The organism is Mycoavidus cysteinexigens, assembly GCF_003966915.1.
Classification (GTDB): Bacteria; Pseudomonadota; Gammaproteobacteria; order Burkholderiales; family Burkholderiaceae; genus Mycoavidus; species Mycoavidus cysteinexigens.
On sequence record NZ_AP018150.1, the window covers coordinates 50,629 to 72,960 of the forward strand.

General features: G+C 51.7%; 15 protein-coding genes and 1 pseudogene. 7 read left to right on the forward strand and 9 right to left on the reverse strand.

The genetic code is table 11. The annotated features are described in order from the left end of the window. Positions 1–209: 209 nt before the first annotated feature. The 4 genes and pseudogenes from MCB1EB_RS00205 (at position 210) to MCB1EB_RS00220 (ending at position 7,675) form a co-directional block, all read left to right on the forward strand. Positions 210–2,282: a primosomal protein N' gene (locus MCB1EB_RS00205; RefSeq protein WP_045366101.1), complete on the forward strand. Its 2,073-nt coding sequence runs from the start codon at positions 210–212 to the stop codon at positions 2,280–2,282. Positions 2,283–2,448: 166 nt separating this feature from the next. Then, positions 2,449–2,607, forward strand: a complete 159-nt coding sequence (locus MCB1EB_RS00210; RefSeq protein ID WP_232034122.1) for a helix-turn-helix domain-containing protein — start codon at positions 2,449–2,451, stop codon at positions 2,605–2,607. A 121-nt stretch (positions 2,608–2,728) separates the two neighbouring features. Further along, positions 2,729–6,433: pseudogene (gene putA / locus MCB1EB_RS00215) on the forward strand (trifunctional transcriptional regulator/proline dehydrogenase/L-glutamate gamma-semialdehyde dehydrogenase); the annotation flags it as partial. A gap of 126 nt (positions 6,434–6,559) precedes the next feature. Beyond that, positions 6,560–7,675 carry a branched-chain amino acid ABC transporter substrate-binding protein gene (locus MCB1EB_RS00220; RefSeq protein WP_431311534.1) on the forward strand — a complete coding sequence of 372 codons (1,116 nt, stop codon included), beginning with the start codon at positions 6,560–6,562 and terminating at the stop codon, positions 7,673–7,675. A gap of 134 nt (positions 7,676–7,809) precedes the next feature. Here MCB1EB_RS00220 and MCB1EB_RS00225 read toward each other — a convergent pair whose 3' ends face one another. The 8 genes from MCB1EB_RS00225 to mnmC all read right to left on the reverse strand — a co-directional run bounded on the left by MCB1EB_RS00225 (position 7,810) and on the right by mnmC (position 17,256). Next, positions 7,810–8,706 (reverse strand): DMT family transporter, encoded by an 897-nt coding sequence (locus MCB1EB_RS00225; protein ID WP_045363875.1) that lies wholly within the window; start codon positions 8,704–8,706, stop codon positions 7,810–7,812. Positions 8,707–8,760: 54 nt separating this feature from the next. Then, positions 8,761–9,759: a bile acid:sodium symporter family protein gene (locus tag MCB1EB_RS00230; protein WP_232034123.1), complete on the reverse strand. Its 999-nt coding sequence runs from the start codon at positions 9,757–9,759 to the stop codon at positions 8,761–8,763. Between the two features lie 9 nt (positions 9,760–9,768). Then, the gene (locus MCB1EB_RS00235) at positions 9,769–10,719 is read right to left on the reverse strand and encodes an NAD(P)H-dependent flavin oxidoreductase (RefSeq protein WP_045363869.1); all 951 of its coding nucleotides are present in this window, start codon (positions 10,717–10,719) and stop codon (positions 9,769–9,771) included. Between the two features lie 193 nt (positions 10,720–10,912). Continuing rightward, positions 10,913–11,941, reverse strand: coding sequence for a biotin synthase BioB (gene bioB, locus MCB1EB_RS00240; protein WP_026921740.1), 1,029 nt, complete (start codon positions 11,939–11,941; stop codon positions 10,913–10,915). Positions 11,942–11,955: 14 nt separating this feature from the next. Next, complete coding sequence (bioD, locus tag MCB1EB_RS00245) at positions 11,956–12,672, reverse strand: dethiobiotin synthase (RefSeq protein WP_045363866.1); 717 nt, start codon at positions 12,670–12,672, stop codon at positions 11,956–11,958. After that, complete coding sequence (gene bioF, locus MCB1EB_RS00250; RefSeq protein ID WP_045363863.1) at positions 12,672–13,868, reverse strand: 8-amino-7-oxononanoate synthase; 1,197 nt, start codon at positions 13,866–13,868, stop codon at positions 12,672–12,674. The genes bioD and bioF overlap by 1 nt, the downstream gene beginning before the upstream one ends. Positions 13,869–13,870: 2 nt before the next feature. Next, positions 13,871–15,271, reverse strand: coding sequence for an adenosylmethionine--8-amino-7-oxononanoate transaminase (gene bioA, locus MCB1EB_RS00255; RefSeq protein WP_045363860.1), 1,401 nt, complete (start codon positions 15,269–15,271; stop codon positions 13,871–13,873). A 65-nt stretch (positions 15,272–15,336) separates the two neighbouring features. After that, positions 15,337–17,256 carry a bifunctional tRNA (5-methylaminomethyl-2-thiouridine)(34)-methyltransferase MnmC2/FAD-dependent 5-carboxymethylaminomethyl-2-thiouridine(34) oxidoreductase MnmC1 gene (gene mnmC / locus MCB1EB_RS00260; protein ID WP_045363857.1) on the reverse strand — a complete coding sequence of 640 codons (1,920 nt, stop codon included), beginning with the start codon at positions 17,254–17,256 and terminating at the stop codon, positions 15,337–15,339. Between the two features lie 375 nt (positions 17,257–17,631). Here mnmC and MCB1EB_RS00265 point away from each other — a divergent pair, with 375 nt between their 5' ends. Further along, a complete protein-coding gene (locus MCB1EB_RS00265; protein WP_026921745.1) occupies positions 17,632–17,919 on the forward strand; it encodes an HU family DNA-binding protein in 288 nt (95 codons plus the stop codon). Positions 17,920–17,995: 76 nt separating this feature from the next. On the opposite strand, the gene MCB1EB_RS00270 is transcribed toward MCB1EB_RS00265, so the two are convergent. After that, positions 17,996–18,439 (reverse strand): lytic transglycosylase domain-containing protein, encoded by a 444-nt coding sequence (locus MCB1EB_RS00270; protein WP_034957214.1) that lies wholly within the window; start codon positions 18,437–18,439, stop codon positions 17,996–17,998. Between the two features lie 120 nt (positions 18,440–18,559). Here MCB1EB_RS00270 and gspD point away from each other — a divergent pair, with 120 nt between their 5' ends. Together gspD and gspE are read left to right on the forward strand one after the other, a co-directional pair. Continuing rightward, positions 18,560–20,818, forward strand: a complete 2,259-nt coding sequence (gspD, locus tag MCB1EB_RS00275) for a type II secretion system secretin GspD (protein WP_045363854.1) — start codon at positions 18,560–18,562, stop codon at positions 20,816–20,818. Continuing rightward, the gene (gspE, locus tag MCB1EB_RS00280) at positions 20,815–22,299 is read left to right on the forward strand and encodes a type II secretion system ATPase GspE (RefSeq protein WP_052393886.1); all 1,485 of its coding nucleotides are present in this window, start codon (positions 20,815–20,817) and stop codon (positions 22,297–22,299) included. Before gspD ends, gspE begins: the two co-directional genes overlap by 4 nt. Positions 22,300–22,332: the final 33 nt, after the last annotated feature.

A 22,332-nucleotide genomic window follows, 5' to 3' on the forward strand; every position in this document is an offset into this window, starting at 1 on the left:
TGAGCAAACTAAGCCAGAGCGCTTGCCTTGGCCTTTTCGGCGGCTAAAACGTGACTTTTCAACAAAGTTATCCACAGGTTTTGTGGAAAGCTCAAAAAAAGCCAAGAAATCCGCTAGTTAGCAGCTTATTGTATGCAACACTTTAAATTTGATTGGCCAAATTGGTCTATCAAGCGCGTTGCTTTAGGGGTAACCAGCAAGAATTTGTAATGAGTTGCTTAATTGTCCGTGTCGCCCTAGACCAACCGAACCCCATTTTGTTTGATTACGGTTGCGCTATTTCGCCGGCCCCCCAACCGGGGCAGTTGGTGTATGTGCCGTTTGGCCGGCGTTACTTAGTGGGGTTGGTTTGTGAGTTAGCTGAACAGAGTGACATCCCCACCGAACGCTTACGCATGATTGAAGCAGTCTGGGCGGATGCGCCGGCGCTATCAAACCAATGGTTGGCGCTTGCGGCCTTTGCGGCGGGTTATTACCAACGCTCAATAGGTGAAGTTGCGCTAGCGTCGCTGCCCTCAGCGCTGCGTAATGCGAAGCGTTGGCGGCGGCTAGCAATACCGACCTCTCCGCTACAGTTGAGTGGCGAGCCGAATCAAGAATTACCTGCTGTCACCGGCCTCCCGGCTGAGGCTCAAGCGCTGCCAACAGGGGAAAGGACACTAACGCCAGAGCAAACGGATGTGTTGCTCACACTTAATGCGGCTCGCGGTTTTTCCCCTTTTTTATTACATGGGGTAACCGGGAGCGGCAAAACCGAAGTCTATCTGCGTATGATCGCGGATTTGCTAACGCGTGACCCGCTGGCTCAGGTGCTTGTGCTGGTTCCCGAAATTAACCTAACGCCCCAATTTGAGGCGGCCTTCCGCGCGCGTTTTTCAGCCGGCCCAGCGCAGGCTATTGTTACTTTGCATAGTGGTCTAGCTGAAGGCGTGCGGGCCCGGCATTGGTTGGCTGCACATACTGGGCAAGCCCGTATTATATTAGGAACACGGTTGGCGATATTGGCCTCTTTACCGCGTCTGGCGTTGATCGTGGTTGATGAAGAGCATGATGTTGCCTATAAGCAGCAGGAAGGACTGCGTTATTCGGCGCGTGACTTGGCGATCTGGCGTGCTAAACAACTCGGCATTCCAATTGTGTTGGGTTCAGCGACTCCGTCGCTTGAAACTTGGCGGCAAGCTGCACAGGGCCGTTATACGCAGCTGACGATGACGCGGCGCGCACATGCTGACGCGGTGTTGCCAAGCATGCGCTTAATTAACATGGGCCAAACCACACCTGTGCCGGTTGCCGGATTATCCGCCCCCTTGATGCATGCGATACGGGAACGTTTAGCACGGCAAGAGCAGAGTCTGATTTTTTTAAACCGGCGTGGCTATGCCCCCGTGCTTGCTTGCGATGCCTGTGGTTGGGTCGCTGGTTGCGTGCGTTGCAGCGCTTATACGGTTTTGCATAAGCTTGAACAAGTATTGCGTTGCCACCATTGCGGTTGGCAAGCACCGATTACGCGGGCCTGTCCGGAGTGCGGCAATCTTGATTTAGCCCCACTTGGACGAGGCACACAAAGGATTGAAGAGACGCTTGCCGCGCTTTTGCCGAGCGCACGGATTTTACGTATTGACGCCGATAGCACGCGCCGCAAAGGGAGTGCGCAAGCCTTATTAGAGGACGTACATGCAGGCGCCGCAGATATTCTGGTGGGTACGCAAATGGTCGCAAAAGGGCATGATTTTAAGCGCGTAACGCTGGTGGGAGTATTAAATACGGATGTTGCGCTGTTTTCGCATGACTTTCGCGCCAGCGAGCGACTTTTTGCTCAGCTAATGCAAGTCAGTGGACGAGCGGGCCGTACCGGGCAAGGGGAGGTTTTGCTGCAAACGCGTTATCCACAGCACCCTCTGTATGAGGCGCTGACGCGGCATGATTATGCGGGTTTTGCCGCCACGCTCTTGGCTGAGCGGCAGCAGGCGCGTTTGCCCCCCTTTGTTTATCAAGCGCTCCTCCGTGCTGAAGCGCGCACGTTAGAGGCGGCGCAAGCGTTTCTGATGCAGGGCATCGCGTTGTTTAAAGGTTTGCTTGGCGCTGAATATGTCACTTGCTATGACCCTGTGCCCCTAGTTGTAGTTAAGGTTATGCATGTACATCGGGCCCAATTGTTGCTTGAAAGCGCATCGCGCACGGCATTGCAAAGCGCCCTACGTGCATGGCAGCCTTATTTGCGTACGCTTAAGGTCAAAGGAGTCGTGCGCTGGTCGGTTGAAGTTGATCCGCTGGATATTTAAATGGCCTCAAAATAATTTCCCGAATAGGAAATTTCCATGTATTTATTCAAATTTAAGCTGAAAATTTCCCGAGCAGGAAATTATTATGACGGTTATTCATACCCCGTCAGATTTGGGGGAGGCGCTTCGCCACACCCGTAAACAACTCAAATTGACGTAGCTGCAATTGGCTTTAGTTGCTAATGTGGGCGTGCGTTTTTTGGTTGAATTGGAAGCCGGAAAACCCACGATCCAGCTCGAGGGCGTATTACGCGTTATCCAAGCTCTAAGTAGTCAGCTAATTTTGACGATGTACCCAAGTTTAGAGTCTGATCATCATGGATAAACGGCTTGCAGTCTGGTCTTGAAAACTTTTTCTTTACTAAGCTAGAGGGGTTAATTACACTGGCCTGAATTCGCCTCTCATAAAGAAACAAAAAAAGATGCTGACACCTCTTGCACTATCTCAAGCGCCATTGCGGGCCGCGATTATCGCTTCCTACCGACGTCCAGAATCTGATTCTATTATCCCTCTTATCGATGCCGCCCATTTAACGACTGAGCAAAGAATTGCTGCGCGCACGCTTGCGAGTGAATTGGTTAAAGCACTGCGCGCTAAACCAGTAAGCCGCGGCATTAAAGAATTACTGCACGAATTCTCCTTATCGAGCCAAGAGGGGGTCGCGTTAATGTGCTTGGCGGAGGCGCTCTTGCGGATTCCAGATAGCGCCGTACGCGATGCATTGATTCGAGATAAGCTCAGTCACGGCGACTGGAAATCACATATCGGCCAAAAGTCCTCGCTATTTGTGAACGCAGCCGCGTGGAGCTTGATGATAAGCGGCAAATTATTGACGAGCCACAGCGAGACAGGTTTGTTTGCGGTGCTTTCTCGGTTGATTGGCAAAGGGTGTGAACCATTGGTGCGCAAAGGGGTGGGACTCGCGATGCAGCTCATGGGAGAGCAGTTTGTTTGTGGTGAAACAATTGCTCAAGCGCTCACTAACAGTCGTAAATTTGAGGCGCGGAATTTTCGTTATTCATATGACATGCTAGGTGAGGCGGCGCTGACGAGTGAAGATGCGCAACGCTATTTTTTGGCGTATAAGCAAGCGATTCATGCGATTGGAAAAGTGGCGGGGGCGCGGGATATTTATGATAAAGCCGGTATTTCAGTCAAATTATCGGCACTGCATCCGCGTTATGCGCGGGCGCAGAAAGAGCGTGTTATGGCTGAGCTTTTGCCACGCTTACAGGCTCTAGCAATACTGGCTCGTCATTACGATATTGGCTTAAATATTGATGCTGAAGAAGCGGACCGGCTTGAGTTGTCGCTGGATTTGCTAGAGGCGTTATGTTTCGATCCGGCGCTGGCCGGTTGGAATGGTATCGGCTTCGTGATACAAGCTTACCAGAAACGTTGTCCGTTTGTGGTTGATTACCTAATCGATTTAGCCTTGCGCAGCCAACACCGGTTGATGGTACGGTTGGTTAAAGGCGCGTATTGGGATAGCGAAATTAAGCGCGCGCAAATTGACGGGTTAAATGAATACCCCGTCTATACGCGCAAAATTTACACGGACGTTTCTTATCTAGCTTGCGCCAAAAAAATGCTCGCTGCACCCACGGCGATCTATCCTCAATTTGCCACACATAACGCCTATACGGTGGCGGCTATTTATCAGTTGGCGGGCCCCAATTATTATGCGGGCCAATATGAATTTCAATGTTTGCATGGCATGGGTGAGTCGTTGTATGAGGCGTTGTATAAACACTGCGAGATTAAACGACCATGTCGGATTTATGCGCCCGTAGGCACGCATGAAAGTTTATTAGCCTATTTGGTTAGGCGTTTGCTAGAAAATGGTGCCAATACTTCGTTTGTTAATCGTATCGCGGATGAAGCGGTAACGCTTGATGAGTTAATTGCTGATCCGGTTGAAGAGGCTTTAAAAGTGGCGCCGCTGGGAGCGCCTCATCCTAAAATTGTACTGCCGCCTGCGCTTTATGGGGCTGAGCGCGTTAATTCAAGTGGATTAGATTTATCAGGCGAAGACCAACTAGCTCAGCTCTCTGCGGTTTTGCGCGCCGGCGTGAATCTGAAATGGCAGGCTGCGCCGATCTTAGGCGGGGATGTAGGTACAGATACAGATGAACATAGCTTAGTGCGTAATAGTGTTAACCCAGCGTATGAAAGTGACATTGTTGGTACATTGATTGATGCGAGTAGCGCGGCGGTTCAGGCGGCTCTGGTGGTGGCTTCTAGGGCGGCACCCGCTTGGCGCATGACGCCGCCGCTCACGCGCGCAACGTATCTGATGCGTGCGGCGGAGCTACTTGAAGCGCAACGATATACGTTGATGAGTTTGCTGGTGCGTGAGGCGGGTAAATCACTGGCGAGCGCGGTGTCTGAAATCCGTGAAGCAGTTGATTTCTTGCGCTATTATGCGGCGCAAATTCGCCTCGAATTCTCGAATGACACGCATCACCCGCTGGGGCCAATCGTCTGTATTAGCCCATGGAATTTTCCGCTAGCCATTTTTATTGGACAAATCTCCGCTGCTTTAGCAGCGGGCAATCCAGTATTGGCCAAGCCAGCTGAACAAACACCGCTGATTGCCGCGCAGGCGGTTCGAATTTTGCACGAAGCTGGGGTGCCAATTGGCGTCGTGCAGTTATTGCCAGGCGCAGGGGAGACGGTGGGAGCCGCTCTCGTTGCTGATGAGCGCGTTGGTGGCGTAATGTTTACCGGCTCAACCGAAGTCGCGCGACTGATCGCGAAAACGCTGGCTAATCGGCTCGGTGCGGATGGCAAACCAATTCCGTTAATCGCCGAAACGGGCGGTCAAAATGCAATGATTGTGGATTCATCCGCGCTTGCTGAACAAGTGGTGTTTGATGTTCTTGTATCCGCGTTCGATTCGGCGGGCCAACGCTGCTCAGCGCTCCGGGTTTTATGCTTGCAAGAAGAGGTTGCGGAGCGCATCTTGACCATGCTCAAAGGGGCGATGCAAGAATTGGTGATGGGCAATCCAAGTTATTTAGCAACGGATGTGGGGCCGGTGATTGATGCATCCGCCAAATCCACCATTGAAAATCATATCGATAAAATGCGTGCCAAAGGGGGTAAAGTATTTCAGCCTTTGCTGGCTGATGCAGCGCATACGCAGCAACTTACAAATGGCGCTTTTGTATTGCCAACATTGATTGAAATTGAATCAATCAACGAATTAACGCATGAAGTATTTGGGCCAGTATTGCATGTTGTCCGTTATCGTCGCCCAGCGCTGCCTACTTTGCTTGATGAGATTAATCGCACGGGCTATGGTTTAACGCTCGGTCTGCATACGCGGATAGATGAAACCATTGCTTATGTCAGCGCGCACGCGCGGGTTGGCAATCTTTATATTAACCGTAACATGGTCGGGGCGGTGGTAGGTGTGCAGCCATTTGGCGGTGAGGGTTTGTCAGGGACTGGGCCAAAGGCGGGAGGGCCGCTTTATTTATTGCGCTTGCTGGCGCAATCTCCACGGCCAGCCTTCGCCCAGTCGACAATGCAACCCTTGTCATTGAATCCAGATCGAGTTGAGATGGATCTGACGCATGTTGCAGTGGCGAGATTAAATGCATACCGCACTTGGCTCATCGCACAAAATGATATGCTGACGGCGATGCGGTGCGAGCGTTATTTAGAACAAATTATAGTGGGCAAAGTCTTCGTGCTATCTGGCCCAACCGGCGAAGAAAACCTGTATGCGCTTAAATGCCGTGGTATCGTAAGGTGTGAAGCGGCTACGATGGGCGGTGCGCGAGCGCAACTGGCGGCGGTCTTGGCGACTGGCAATCAGGCATTATTTGCGGCGCATAGCAAGGCTAACCTCGAATGGATTCAGCGACTCCCTGAAAGCCTAAAAAGCCAGATCAGTATAGAGCGTTGCGTTACAGATCCTTTTGATGCGGTATTATTTGAGGGGGAGCGAGCGGCGCTGCAAACGCTGATTAAGAGTATGGCGGAACGCACGGGACCGCTCATTAGCGTACAAAGCGTTGCGGTCGACGCACTGGCCTCTGAGGCAGAAGATTACAGACTAGAAAGGCTTTTGATCGAAATCTCGATCAGCCAGAATACAGCGGCAGCGGGCGGTAATGCGAGTTTAATGACGATTACGTAGTTGACTCTAACTGGATTTAAAGCAGCAGTATTAAAAGCGACTTGATGGCTAGATGAGTCCATATCGATTTGACCAATCAGAAAATAGGAGAAATGAATGCAACCCATGATTAAGCAAATCGCACGCATGATGTTGGCAGGGGGAGTCATGTGCGCGAGCATGGCGGTTTTTGCACAGTCTGTCGAAGAGGTGAAAATTGGGTGCGCAGCTCCGATGACGGGGTCGCAAGCTCATTACGGCGAAGACTTCCGAAATGGAGTTTTGCTGGCGGTAGAAGATTTCAATGCAACGAAACCGATCATCGGCGGCAAATCGATTCGGATCGAGCTCAAGACAGGAGATGACCAAGCTGACCCTCGCACGGCCACTACTATTGCGCAACAGCTTGTTGATCAAGGCATTAAAGGAATGTTAGGCCATTTCAATTCAGGCACGACGATTCCCGCATCTCGGATTTATGCCAATGCAGGCATTCCACAAATTGCCATGGCTACTGCCCCTGAATATACGCAGCAAGGCTTTAAAACGACCTTTCGCATGATGACTTCAGATACTCAACAGGGGGCGGTGATTGGCGCTTTCGCAGTTAAGCGTCTCGGTTTTAAAAAGATTGCCATCGTTGATGATCGCACGGCTTATGGTCAAGGCTTAGCGAATCAATTCGAGAAAGCGGCTAAAGCGGCTGGCGCAAAAATCGTTGGCCGTGAATATAGCAACGATAAAGCAGTTGATTTTAAAGGGATTTTAACCAAACTTAAACGCGCCAATCCACAGGCTATTTTCTATGGCGGTGCGGATGCACAAGCTGCGCCGATGGTTAAACAAATGCAAACGCTTGATATGAAAGCCGTATTGATGGCGGGTGAAATGGTGAAATCGGACACATTTTTAAAGCTTGCTGGAAAAGCGGCCGAAGGCACAGTGGTTTCATTGGCAGGACGGCCGCTTGATGAAATGCCAGGTGGCAAAGAGTATGCGATTAAGTATAAAAATCGTTTTAAAGAAAATGTGCAAACTTATTCGCCTTACGCTTATGATGGCGCGATGGCAATGTTCACCGCAATGCAAAAAGCTGACTCAACTGACCCAGTTAAATACCTGCCTTTTTTGGCTAAAATTGATATGCAGTCGGTCACGATGAAAAAGCTTGCTTATGATGCGCGTGGGGATTTGAAACAAGGTGATATTACGGTTTATAAAGCGGAAAATGAACAATGGAAAGTGTTATCTGATAATAAATAAATCTTCCAGCGTATAAATCATCCGCCCCTTGCCCGGGAATAAATGGGCAAGGGGCGGATACTAAAAAGCGCGGAGTAGTAGTGTCAGCAGCTTGATGTGCTTTTGAGTTGCATCTCCAAAAGGGTTTATTCTGGTCAACGCCGAGTTACGGAAAATGTGAGTCGCTTAATCTTTCCCGAAGCTAATCCAGTACCCACCAATATAATGGTGCACCCTACCAGCATAAATGTCGTTACCTGTTCTCCCAGAAAGCTTACCCCCCATAAGGTGCCAAAAATCGGAACCAAGAAGGCAACTGACATTGCATACGATGGGCCGGCATGGGCGACAAGTCGAAAATAGAGTAAGTACGCTACCCCGCTACACAAGATACCGAGCGCACTAACAGCAAACCATGTGCTGGCGGCAATCGGCTGTTGTGGCCAGTAAAGCCATGCGAGCGGCAGGAGTATGATCGCAGCAAAAAATTGGCTACTAAACGCGACTAAATTGGGTGCTACCGTGGCGAGCCGCTGTTTAGAATAATTTGCCGCAAAAGCATAGAGTAACGTTGCGCTGAGCACAGCCCCAATCGCAAGAGAGAGCGGGACGCTGGGTTCGGTTGCGGTTTCTGCTTCGTTCATTCGGCCGACGACCAAGATAATCACACCGATGAGACCGCTTGTTAAGCCTAATACCTGGATTCTGGTCAGGGGCGCGCGCAACCATAAATAAGCAATCAGTGCTCCCCAGAGCGGGGTCGTCGCATTTAAAATTGAATCAAATCCTGCATCGAGGGCAAGGGTTGAATAAGCGAATAAGCAAAATGGCAGAGCCGAGTTTGTCAGGCCCAAAATCAGCAGTGGCCCTATAAACTGGCGTAGCTGCGCACGCGCAGCAGCGGTGCGCAGTGCTGGCAGCAGGACCAGTGAACCAATACTCACGCGCAATGCAGCCAAAACAATCGGTCCAAACTCAGGTGCGCCAATGCGCATGAAGAGAAACGATGCGCCCCAAATGGCGGCCAAAATAATTAATTCGATGAAGTTCATCATGGTATTAGACGTGCGCAGTGGTTTTATTTTGCGGGATTTTAACGAGAGGGATTAATCTCGGCTGGATAGCGACGCTAGTTTATATGGCGTCGCCCGCGCACGATAGTACTGCGCCAACAACGAACCAACGATTAACTGCATTGGATGAAACAGCATTAGAGGCAAAATGGCAACGCCTACTGTATAGCCGGCGAAAACAATTTGCGCAATCGCCACCCCTGAGCCCAAGCTTCTTTGCGATCCACAGAATAAAATGGTGATCCGATCGGCTTGGCTAAAGCCAGCGAGCTTGCTTAGATAACCGGTGACGATAAGTCCCAGCATAAGGAGCACGCCATTCACAATGATCAGGCCCAGGAGTGAGCGCGGTGCAACCTGCGACCATAAACCTTGCACCACGGCCTCGCTAAAGGCCGTGTAAGCAACCAGTGGAATCACGCATTGTTCAAGCCATTTCAAGGGGCGTGCATGGCGCTCAAAAGAGGCTGCGAGCCAACGGCGAGTCATCTGTCCGATGATAAAAGGCACGAGTAAAAGGAAAGCAATTTGTTTGACCGCAGATAACCATAACGCATGGTCTACTCCATGCTGGCTGAAGATTAAGCTGGCGAATAGCGGTGTGATAAGAATGCCCAGCAGATTTGAGGCTGGCGCAGAACATATCGCTGCCGCTACATTACCTTTGGCAACTGCGGTGAAAGTAATCGATGCTTGTATCGTCGATGGCAATATGCATAAAAACAGAATGCCCGTATACAGAATTGGGGTAACCAGCAGCGATAAAATCGGTTTGAGCGTCAGGCCCAGCAGCGGAAACACCGCAAAGGTGCAGCCGAAAATTAGCAGATGCAGCCGCCAATGCATGGCTCCAGCGATTAATGTTGCCCGCGGTAATTTGGCCCCATGCATAAAAAAGAGAAGACTAATTGCGCCATTCGCCGCCCAACTGAAGGCCACGGCGGCTTGACCTTGACAGGGCAGCAGATTGGCGAGAATAACTGCACTTAGGATCGATAAGGTCAGAGTATCCGGCAGAAATTTGGCGCGCATCAATCGAGCTCAGTCAAACTGTCTGCGCGCTTGGTTATATTCGCCTTTTAGACGTGCTACGAGTTCTGCGACGGAAGGAAGGTTGTCTATCAACCCCACTCCTTGGCCTGCTCCCCAAATATCTCGCCAGGCTTTGGCTTGGTTATGGTTAAAAACCATTTTTGATTTGTCTGCACTAGGTAGTTGGTTGGGATCTAATCCAGCATTGACAATGCTTTGTCGAATATAGTTACCGTGTACGCCGGTAAAAAGGTTAGTGTAGATAATATCGGTTGCCTGGGCCTCAATAATCGCGTTTTTATATTGATCGGTAGCATTGGCTTCATGCGTTGCGATAAAGCGTGTACCAATATAAGCAAAGTCAGCGCCCATTACTTGCGTGGCGAAAATCGCTTGGCCGGTTGCGATGGCTCCAGAAAGGACCAGCGGCCCGGCAAAAAAACGCCGCACTTCGCCGACTAATGCAAAAGGCGACAAAGTGCCGGCATGGCCTCCTGCGCCAGCTGCGACCAAAATCAAACCATCCACCCCAGCCTCTAGCGCTTTGTGTGCATGACGAATACTGATTACGTCATGGAACACAATGCCGCCATAGGCATGCACGGCGTCTATCAGCTCTTTAATTGGTTCGCGCAAGCTGGTGATAAAAATCGGCACTCGATGCTCAACGCAAACCCGCACGTCATGCTCAAGCCGCGCATTTGTGCTGTGGATAATTTGATTAACCGCAAGTGGGCCGATACATGCCTCAGGGTGGGCTGCTTGATAGGCAGCAAGGGCCTGTTTAATTTCTGTAAGCCAGATATCTAGTAACTCAGGAGGCCGCGCATTTAAGGCGGGAAAAGCGCCGACAATGCCAGCTTTGCATTGCGCTAACACCAACTCTGGGTAGCTCACGGTGAACATGGGTGCCGCGATAACCGGCAATACGAGGTTTTGCAAAACTTTGGGGAGAGCCATTGCATTTCCGCTTTTGTAAGATCACGGCAAAGCGTGATTGATGTGTTTGCTGGAAAGACCGTGTACTTTACATCCGGCGCAGCCTTTTAAATTTTTACAGCTTACCTGCAAAACTTAAAAGACTGCTAACCTGGCATTGAATCTGAAACTTGCATCTTTGCCGGTTGAGTTTAACCAATGCTACGTGAGCTTATCAAGCCGCACAATTTGCTTCAGCGCGCATCCCTAGCCGCGCGAGTAGCGTGCGGTCGGCTTCTGCTTGTGGGTTGGCGGTGGTTAATAGTTTTTCGCCATAAAAAATTGAATTTGCGCCAGCGAAAAAACACAACGCTTGCAGAGCGGCATCCATCTCTTCGCGGCCGGCTGATAAGCGCACCATCGCGCGTGGCATAGTGATGCGTGCCACGGCAATTGTCCGCACAAATTCAAATGGATCTAACGGCTCTGTGCCGGATAATGGTGTGCCGTCAACTTGTACTAAATTATTAATTGGCACGGATTCTGGATAAGGATCTAAATTAGCGAGTTGCGCAATCAATCCGGCTCGTTCGCGGCGCGATTCACCCAGGCCGACGATACCGCCGCAACAAACATTAATGTCCGCCTCACGCACATGTTCGAGTGTGTCCAAGCGCTCTTGATAGGTGCGCGTGCTGATAATTTGCCCGTAAAACTCAGGGGACGTATCCAGGTTGTGGTTGTAGTAATCCAGCCCCGCTTCTTTGAGTGCTTGCGCTTGCGGTTTTTCGAGCATGCCTAGCGTGACGCAAGTTTCAAGCCCTAACGCTTTAACTGCGCGGATCATCTCGAGCACTGGCGCCAAGTGCCGTTCTTTCGGGCTGCGCCAGGCCGCACCCATGCAAAAACGGGTTGCGCCATGCGCCTTAGCCGCCTTAGCTGCGGTGATGACTTCATCCAGCGGCATTAATTTATCCGCCGCAACGCCCGTATCATAATGTGAAGATTGCGGGCAATATGCGCAGTCTTCTGGACAACCGCCGGTCTTGATTGACAGCAGGGTAGATAATTGCACTACATTTGCATCGAAATGCGCGCGGTGCGTCTGCTGGGCGCGCAACAATAAATCATTGAACGGTAGCTCGTATAACGCAAGGACGTCGGCGATTTTCCACTGAGCTGGGTTGGCCTCGCTAGGCGCGCAAGTTAACGGCTTTAAAGTCGCTGGTGCCGCATTATGCGAAGCACAAGTCGCTTGTGTCATTGTGTGTTCCCTTATCAAAGGCGCTTAGCGCAGAGCGCGAGCAGTGGATCGATATTTAAATAAAGCGCGGCAGTCGCAGCCGACGGAGCTTCTAAATGCGGAATTTTACCTAATAGCGGTGCGTTGTATTGTTGCTCAAAACGTACACGCAAGGTAGCAATGTTTTCGTCGACGTAGCGCATGGTTGGATCGATTTGATTGGCGACCCAACCTACGAACGGGAGCCCGTTTGCACAGATGGCAGCAGCAGTCAATAATGCATGATTTAAACAACCAAGACGCAAGCCTACTACTAGCACCACGGGCAGCTTTAACGCGCGGGCGAGATCGGCTGTATCGTAATGGTCATCGAGCGGCACTTGAAAACCGCCAACGCCCTCAACCACAACACAATTGGCCGCCTGGGTTACTGTAGCATAACATTGGATGATTTGTTCAATCTCAAGACGGATTCCGTCTTGTCTAGCGGCGATATGCGGAGCTAGGGCTTCTTGACATAAATAAGGTGTGGTCAAGGCCGGCGGCAAAGCAACATTGGCTGCCTGCGCAAGAAAATCGGCATCTTCATTACACCAAGCGCCATTGCGATATTCCGCGCCGGCGGCGATGGGTTTCATCGCGGCCGTGCGTAGCCCGCGCTTGCCGAATGCGTGTAATAACGCGCCTGATGTCAGCGTTTTGCCAATTTCAGTATCAGTGCCGGTTACAAAAAAAGAATAAGATGGATCCATTAGATTTCAGAGGCCAGTAATGCTGCGCTGAGTTGTTCAAGGTCGGCCGACGAATGATTGGCCGATAAAGAAATGCGTAACCGTGATGCGCCTGGCGCTACCGTAGGTGGGCGAATGGCAGGCACCCATAGTCCCTGTGCGGCAAGCTGTGCGGCGCATGCCAGTGTAGGTGCGTTGGCGCCGATAATCAAGGGTTGGATCGCGGTTACAGAGTCGAGTGCTCGCCAGGGCGTTTGTTGTAATAGTGCGCGCGTTTGGGTGATCCGCTGTTGCAATTGTTGCCGTCTGGTTTGACCTTCGCTGCTGGCGATAAGGCTCAGGCTAGCTGATGCGGCATGAGCCACAGCTGGCGGCGAGGCGGTGGTGAAAATATAGGGCCGGGCGCGTTGAATCAGCCATTCGATTACGGTATCGTGCGCAATCACAAAAGCGCCCGCCACGCCGGCCGCCTTACCGAGCGTGGCAATATAAATCAGCTGTGGCGAACGCAGCCCAAATGCTGATAAAGTCCCCGCTCCATGACTGCCCAGTACGCCAAAGCCATGGGCATCGTCCACCACCAGCCAGGCCCCGTATTTTTCAGCTAAAGCGAGTAGTTCATGCAGCGGGGCAAGATCCCCATCCATACTGAAAAGCGCATCTGTCACAATCAGTTTTAATGGCGTCTTGCAAGCGCTTAATAAAGTTTCAAGCGCGACGGTATCTGCGTGTGGGTAGATTTGCACGTTGGCGCGCGCTAGGCGTGCGCCATCAATTAATGAAGCATGGTTAAGTGCGTCTGAAAAAAGCGTTGCCGTTTGTTCCGAGGAGCTTTTAGCTGGACTAGCGAGGGCAGACAGCGTGGCCAAATTCGCCATATAACCCGTACAAAAATACAGTGCGCGTGGCTTATCAATAAATCCACCAGCAAAGGCGGCGAGCTGATCTTCGAGCAAAGCATGAGCGCGTGAATGCCCTCCTAACAGATGTGAACCACCGCTGCCAACGCCATAGCGCGTAGCGCCATCGGCAAGGGCCTCGATTAATTTAGGATGGGAGGCTAATCCTAAGTAATCATTGCTGGCAAAGTTAATCACCGCACGGCCATCCACTTGCATATGCGCCGCGCAGCCGGTTTCAGCGCAGCGTCGCTGACGGCGCAGAGCTTGGGCGTCAAGTTCACGGAGATGGTTTGCAAGAATGGTTAGCGCTTCCATTTTTAGAAGAACTCGCTAAGTACTTGCTCTAGCGTGGCGCAGGTGCGCTCAGCCAGCAAGGTGATTTCATCATTAGACAAAATATAGGGCGGCATCAAATATACGGTGCGGTGAATTGGACGTAGCAGGAGTTCGTTGCGCAGCGCAGTCTCGAAGAAACGCCGCGAAAAGCTCGTGGCTGGCGTCGGAGTTTTTGGGGAATTTTTATCCGGGGTCTGCTTAGGCGTGATGGTTTCTGGAGTTACATCAAACGCAATAATGGTTCCGCAACGCCGCAGATGCCGTACTTGTGGATGCGCGGTGAGCGGTTCCAAAAGCTGGGCGAGCCGCTCCGATTTTGCGCGATTGCGCATGAGTACATCTTCTTTCTCAAACAAATCAAGGGTTGCGAGTGCGGCGCGGCAGGCGAGCGGATTGCCGGTATACGAATGTGAATGCAAAAAGCCGCGGGCGGTGTCATCCGCATAGAATGCGGCGTAAATCGCATCCCGCGTTAACACCACGGAAAGAGGCAAATAGCCCCCGCTAATGCCTTTGGATAAGCATAAGAAATCAGGTTGAATGCCTGCCTGTTCATAGGCGAAGAAAGTGCCGGTCCGACCGCACCCAACCGCAATTTCGTCGGTAATCAAATGCACTGCATAACGATCACATAAGGCGCGTAGTTTGGTAATAAAGCTTGGATCATGCATGGCCATTCCGGCCGCGCACTGCACCAGCGGTTCAATGATGATGGCCGCAATCTGGGTATGTCTGGCTTCAAATAATTCAGTAATGGCGGCAATGCTGCGCTGAGCGACGTCAGCCGCGGACTCTCCTGGCTGCGCTTGGCGAGCATCGGGCGATGGCGCAATATGCGCATGTCGCAGCAATGGATCATACGCAGTTTTAAATAAAGCGACATCTGTAACGCCGAGTGCGCCAATCGTTTCCCCATGATAGCCATTGGCAACGCAAACAAATTCCTGCTTGCTGGTCAGTCCGCTATTACGCCAATAGTGGAAGCTCATTTTTAGCGCAATTTCAACAGCAGAGGCTCCATCGGAGGCAAAAAAGGCATGACCCAGCGTGCCTCCTGTGAGCGCGCTTAAACGCTCGGCGAGTTCGATCGCTGGCGCGTGCGTGCAGCCTGCGAGCATAGCGTGTTCAAGCGTGTCAAGCTGTGCTTTGAGGGCGTCATTGATGAACGTATTTGCATGGCCAAATAGATTGACCCACCATGAACTAATGGCGTCAAGGTAGCGCTGGCCATCAACGTCATATAACCAGGCGCCTGCGCCACGCGCCAGGGGCACCAGCGGCAATTGTTCGTGGTGTTTCATTTGCGTGCATGGATGCCATACAGCGCGTCGGCTACGCGCAATCCATTCGGTTGCAACTGAGGTCTGGTTAGGGTTCATCATATTTTTGATTATATGGGCAGCAGGTTAGGTGCGAATCTCATTTTATCGTGAATGGATGGCTAAGCTTAGTTTTGTTGGCGCAAAGCGCGCAGCAAAAAACGTGCTGGATCAAGTGCCTGCACGAGTGAGCGTTCAATTGGCATGGGTTCGCCATCCAGTTGCGAGGCGATCAATTCTGCGCCCAACGTAGCCCAAATTAAACCGCGTGAGCCATAAGCAAATGCGCCAAATAAACCAGGCGCGCGTGGCGCGTCTCGTAACTGAGAGTTAAGGGGTTGAGCCGCATGCTCATCTGCGATCGCACCGATAAATGGCATCCGGTCATGCGCCGCGCAGCGAAAAGCAACATATCCAGCTAAGGTATTTGGATCAAAGCGGTCAGCCAGTGTTGGCGCTAGCTGCGCCAGTTGGCTTAGATTATGTTGATGACTTTCCACGCTTGGCATCGGATTGGGGTCGTCTGGCTCATAGCTGGCGCCTGCCAGTAGGCTGGTTGAAGTTAAAGGGACGAGGTAGCCGCTCCCGGTGATGGGGATATGTAATCTGACCGGGGTGGGCAATACGCTTAATTGTCCACGTATGGAGTGAGTCTGCGCATAATGTAAACCGGCTAGGCGCGTGGCATCATTTGCATTCGCTAAGATAGCGACGGGCGCCGCGACGATGCTGCGGCCCGTCTCATCTAACGCGTGCCAGAGATTTTCTCGGTAAACCAATTGGTTGATTTTCCGTTGAAAATACGGCGTCAGCGCAGCGCCAGCAGCGATGAGTTGGGCCTGACATAGGGACGCTGGGTCAAGCCAGCCCCCATGCGGAAAATACCACCCCCCCTGAGCTAGCTCCAACCCGGCTAGTGCGCTGGCTTCAGCGCGCGTGACAGAACTGACAAGCTCGGTTGGATAAGCTAAGTGGGAAAGCGTTGCGCCCATGGCATCCAATGCGCTTTGATTGGCCGCAATTTGTAGAAGACCCTGGGCGCGCCAGAAAAATGTATCTATCGGGGCCAAAACTTGCCAGCGCCGCAACGCGTACAAAAAACCCGCTCGTGAGGCACGCGCAGCGGCATTGTCATCGCGTGTCATGAAAGGATGGAACACGCTGACAGGATTTCCGGAAGCGCCGGCGGCGCAGGTTTTGCCTTGCTCAATTAATGAGACATGCCAGCCGCGCGCGGCGAGCCGCTCAGCGAGTGCGCAGCCAGCAAAGCCCGCACCAATCACCAGCGCATGCCGTTCACTTGCAGCATAAGCGGTTGGCGGCTCATGGCGTCGCACTCGCCAGCGCGGAGTGAAACGCCCGATTAACATTTCACGTTTCATCCCAAAGCCTTGCGCTTTATTTACCTCAAAGCCTGCGGCAATCAGCCCGTGCCGCACAACACCAGCAGTGGTATACGTGGCAAGCGTTGCATTGGGAGTGGCCAGGCGGGCCAGCGCTTTAAAAATAGATGCGCGCCACATATCCGGATTTTTTGCGGGTGCAAAACCATCCAAATAAAATGCATCGGCGCGCAGCCATAGCTGGGGCAGTAAATCTTGAATATCTCCCAAGGCCAGAGTAAGGATGACGCGCCCTGCCTCAAATTCCAAGCGATGTAACCCTGGTGTCAAAATAGGCCAGGCGGCACATAAATGGTGCGTCAATGGAGCGAGCCGGGCGCTGGCAAAGCGTTGATGGAGGACGTGTAAATCCTCGCGCGTGAATGGATGTTTTTCAATTGAGACGAAATGCAGGCGCGTGCAGCGTGCCGGGTCGTCGCGCCAGGCGGCCCACGTTGCTAGAAAGTTAACGCCGGCGCCAAAACCGGTTTCAACGATCGAAAAAATCGTTTGACCGGCCCAGCGCGCAGGAAGCTGATTCCCTGTAAGAAATACATGCTGTGCTTGCGCAAACCCACCCGCGGCACAATGGTACATATCTGAGAATGCGGCAGAATAAGGCGTACCGTCTTCAAGTAAGGTAAGTGGAGCCGGAATAATGGGCATTTTAGACAGAGCGAGAGGATTGGAGCGGCCGTTTAAGAGGGCGTTTGGGCTTAAATTTTCTGATTTTGGCGGTCCGCGGGTTGATTGTTAAGCACAAAACCGCAGAAAGCGTTGGCAAAAACCAACGTTTGCCTTGAATTAGCAATGGTTTGCCGCAAGATAGACACGCAGCTTGATACACTGTAGCTGCATTACGGCGGAGCTTGTAAGCGGGCTTAAAGCCGCCTCAGTACTAGCTTTGTGGCGCTTTATGCCGGACCATGCTATGTTATGTTGACGCTGTTGCTACAAAAAGTAGGCGCAGCGATAAGCCGGTCAGTATTTTATGCTGACCGCTATGCTAGCTGTTTTAACTCAACTGAGAAGGAAATTTTTATGAACAAGCAGGAACTGATTGATGCTATCGCTTCAAAAACGGAAGCGAGCAAGGCCGCTATCGGTGAAATATTAAGCACCTATGTCGAATTAGTTAAAAAGACAGTGGCGAAAGGAGATTCGGTCGAATTGGTCGGCTTTGGTAAATTTTCTTCAGGCAAGCGCGCAGCGCGTGAAGGCCGTAATCCAAAGACCGGTGAGAAAATCAAAATCGCCGCAACTAAAACCGTTAAGTTTACCGCTGGCAAAGCCTTCAAAGAAGCGGTGAATGGCAAGGCGAAAAAGTAAGAACGCTTTAATGCTTTGAACCCGCCCCGCGCGGGTTTTTTAGTCTGCGCTGGCGGTGCTTATGCAAAACTGATGCTCAACGCGGTTGGGATGTGACGCCCCACTTGGTCAGAATTTTAATAATCTGGCCGGCATATTTGTCGCGATACTTCGGCGTTTCGGAGTGGTAGGAGCCAATGGCTTGCCAAGTATTGCCATATTTATTCATTTTTTGGCGCAAATGCCAAGCTGCAATATAGACACTGGCGCAGGGCTCCATCAGTGTGTTAGATGAGATGTCATATTTAGATAGCGCTCGAAGATGGATTGAGTTAATTTGCATCAGTCCGTAATCGGTTGAGCCGTTATCATTTTTGCGCATCGCGTTGGGGCGATAACGTGACTCTTGCCAGGCGATGGCGCGCAAAATGACTGGATTTACGCCTTGGTAGCGCGCTGCATCGTCGAAACAATCGGCCTGTGCCGGCAACGCAGCAGATGCACTAAGCAAAATGATGAAGTAAATGAGCGGCTTTAGCATTCCAATACCTAGTTTTTGACGCTGAATGGATGTGAATAGCATAATCAGTGACTTCGCGGTTTGCGGCATTGATGCGTACTGTAGCTTATATGAACGAAATTATCTGAAAATTGTATTCTAATGCGTTGTCTAATTTATGTTCTTTTTACTGCATGGCTTGCCATTCAGCCGGCGCGTGCTCAAGTTACGCTCAATTTTGTAAATGCGGAAGTCGATCAGGTTGCAAAAGCGATCGGGGCGGCGACGCAACAAACCATTATCGTCGATCCGCGCGTTAAGGGGCGGCTTAACTTGGTGTCTGAGCATTCCGTGACGGCGGCGCAGGCCCTAAAAACTCTCCAATCGGCGTTACGCATGCAAGGTTTTGCCTTAGTGCAGGATCATGGCGTGTTGAAAGTCGTGCCCGAAGCCGATGCGAAGCAGCAAGGTGTGCCGGTTTATATCGGGAATAAGCCACAGGCAAAAGGCGACCAGGTTATTACCCAAGTTTTTCAGCTGCGCCATGAAGCGGCAAGTAGTCTGGTACCGGTGCTCCGCCCGCTGATTTCTGCGAATAATGCAATTACCGCATATCCAGCAAACAACACATTAGTGGTGACGGATTATGCGGATAATGTGCGGCGGATCGCTAATATTATCACCGGCATTGATATGGCGGGCCGGAAGATAGAAGTTGTAACGCTGAAAAACGCTAATGCGCTTGACCTTGCAGCGCAATTACAAAAAATCTTAGATCCCGCGCCAATTGGCGGCACGGATGCTACGCTGAAAATGTCAGTGCTAGCGGATGTGCGCACTAACTCGCTAATTTTGCGCGCGGCTAGCCCCGCACGGATGAAAGCGGCAAAAGAATTAATTGCAAAGTTGGATGCGCCTACGCAGGAGCTTGGCAATATCCATGTGGTGCCGTTGCGCAATGCCGATGCAGTCGAGTTGGCTAAAACTTTGCGCGGTATCTTGGGCGAAAAAGGTGGTGGCGCTTCGACGGCAAATAGTGCGCTTGATTCTTTTAATTCGAGCGGTGGTTTCGGCGGTGCGACAGGTGGCGTCATGCCTCCATTGCCAACTGGCAAAGGAAGCGGCACCGCGCGTGGCCCGGCTGGCGCTCAAGCCAATTCCTCGTTAGGCAACGTATTTGGCAATGCGCCTAACAGTGGCGCGGGCGCTGGCGACGGTTCAGGCGGTGGTATGGTGCAAGCTAATGCGGCTACCAATTCGCTGGTGATCACGGCTTCTGAGCCGGTTTACCGGAACTTGCGCAGAGTGATTGACCAACTCGATACGCGGCGCGCTCAAGTCTATATTGAGTCATTAATTGTCGAGGTTTCATCTATCGATATGGCGCGCTTTGGTATTCAATGGCAAGCGTTATTGAATATGGATGGAACGAACGCCGTATTCGGCGGTGCTAATTACACTACGGACAATGAGGCCGGCACCAATATTGTTAAATTAGCCACTAGTCCTTATGCTGCGGCGAAAGATCCGCGGCAATCGCTGGTTTATCCAGCGGAAGGCTTGAATATTGGTTATTTGCGTAACTATGGCAAATTTTTGGGCTTGGGTGGGCTGTTGCAGGCGCTGAATTCGTTGGGCAACACGAATGTGCTCTCTACACCAACGATGGTGACGCTGGATAATGAAGAGGCTAAAATTGTGGTGGGCCAGAATGTCCCTATTTTGACCGGCGCATATCCGCAAACGGTGGGGACAAGCCAATCCATTAATCCTTTTCAGACGTTTGAAAGACAGGATGTTGGCGTTACGCTACACGTGAAACCTAAAATCACTGAAGGGGGCGTGATTCAGCTCCAGATTTATCAGGAAGACTCCGGCGTGGTGCAAAATTCTTTAAACAGTGCGGCTGGGGTAACGCTTCATAAGCGTGCTATCCAATCAACAGTTTTGGCGGATGATGGTCAGATCATTGTGTTGGGAGGGTTATTGCAGGATAAATATAGCGACGGTAACTCTAAAGTACCTTGGCTGGGCAATATTCCTGTGCTCGGAGCCCTCTTTCGCTACGAAAACAAAAAACGCGACAAAAACAATTTGATGGTATTTCTGCGCCCAGTGATTATACGTAACTCCCAAGATGCGCAGCGTGTTTCGCTTGACCGATATGATTATATGCGGTCGCAGACGGCGAATTTCGGCTCGGATAATTGGTTAATGCGCGATCAAAATACTCCACTCATGCCAAGCGCTCCGCTACCGCTTGACCAAGGCGGAACAGCGTTGCCTGCGCTTGCTCCACAGTCGCGCAACGCGCTCCCACCGGTTAAGCAAGATCAAGGCCCGGGTTTAGCCGCGCCACCTAATGCACGTTGGCTGAATGCGATTCCTGGCATGGAGGATGAGCCGGGGATGCGGCCGTGACAACCTTAGATACTGCCCAAGCGAGTCTGTCGTCGGAGTTGCCGCGCGAGGCGCCGTCGCCTGTGGTGGCGCGCAGCATACCCTACAGTTTCGCTCGGGCAGGGCAGGTTTTGGCGGCGCAGCAACATAGCGACAGCCTTGAAGTTTGGGTGAGTGAACGCACGCTGGCCAGTGCCTTGGCTGAAATTGCGCGGCAATTTGGCGCGCTGCGTCTAGTCCATTTGGCGGCTGACGAACTGGCGCAAGCCATTAACCGGGCTTATGCGCTCCACGATGGAAGTGCGGCGCAAGTCGTCGGCGAAGTTGAAGGCGAGGTAGATTTATCTCGGCTTATGCAAGATATTCCTGAGGTTGAGGACTTGCTTGAAGCGGAAGATGATGCGCCGATTATCCGCATGATCAATGCGTTATTTACGCAAGCTGCGCGAGAAGGGGCGTCGGATATTCATATTGAATCCTTTGAGAATGCATCGGTTGTGCGTTTTCGCATCGATGGTACTTTGCGCGATGTGGTGCGTCCCAAAAAAGCCTTGCATGGCGCGTTAATTTCGCGGATTAAAATTATGGCGCAGCTTGATATTGCGGAAAAAAGATTGCCGCAAGATGGCCGCATTACCTTACGGGTCGCTGGCCGCCCCGTCGACGTGCGGGTTTCGACCTTGCCCACTGGACACGGCGAGCGCGCGGTATTGCGCTTGCTTGAGAAAGATGGCCAACGGCTAAACCTGGATACACTTGGCATGGCTACTGCGACGCAAGTGCAGTTTGATAAACTGATTGCGCATCCACATGGCATTGTATTAGTCACCGGTCCGACCGGCTCAGGTAAAACCACCACTTTATATGCGGCGCTGTCGCGGCTTGAGACTGCCAGCACGAATATTATGACGGTTGAAGATCCGATCGAATATGATCTGCCTGGGATTGGCCAAACGCAGGTCAATGAGCGGATTGGTATGAATTTTGCACGGGCGCTCCGCTCGATTTTGCGGCAAGACCCTGACATCATCATGATTGGCGAAATTCGAGACCTTGAAACGGCGCAGATTGCTGTGCAGGCTTCGTTAACCGGGCATTTAGTGCTGGCTACGTTACACACCAATGATGCCGCATCCTCGGTCACCCGGCTAACAGATATGGGCGTGGAACCTTATTTATTGGCTTCCAGTTTGCTCGGCGTGCTCGCGCAACGGCTGGTGCGTCGCTTATGTTCAGCTTGCCGCAGCCAGCGCGCTGATGGCTGGCATGCCTCTGGCTGTGAACAATGCGGACAATCTGGCTATCAAGGCCGGTATGGCATCTATGAATTGCTAGTGCTCAATGACGAGATTCGGACTTTGATCCACCGGCAAGCCGCCGATACTGAATTGCTAGCGGCGGGACGGGCTAACGGAATGCACACGTTGCGCGAAGATGCGCAACGCTGGCTAGAGAGCGGCGTGACCTCGCGTGAAGAGGTGATGCGGGTGACTGGCGGATAAAACTCACCGAATTTAAAACTCTTTGATCGATCA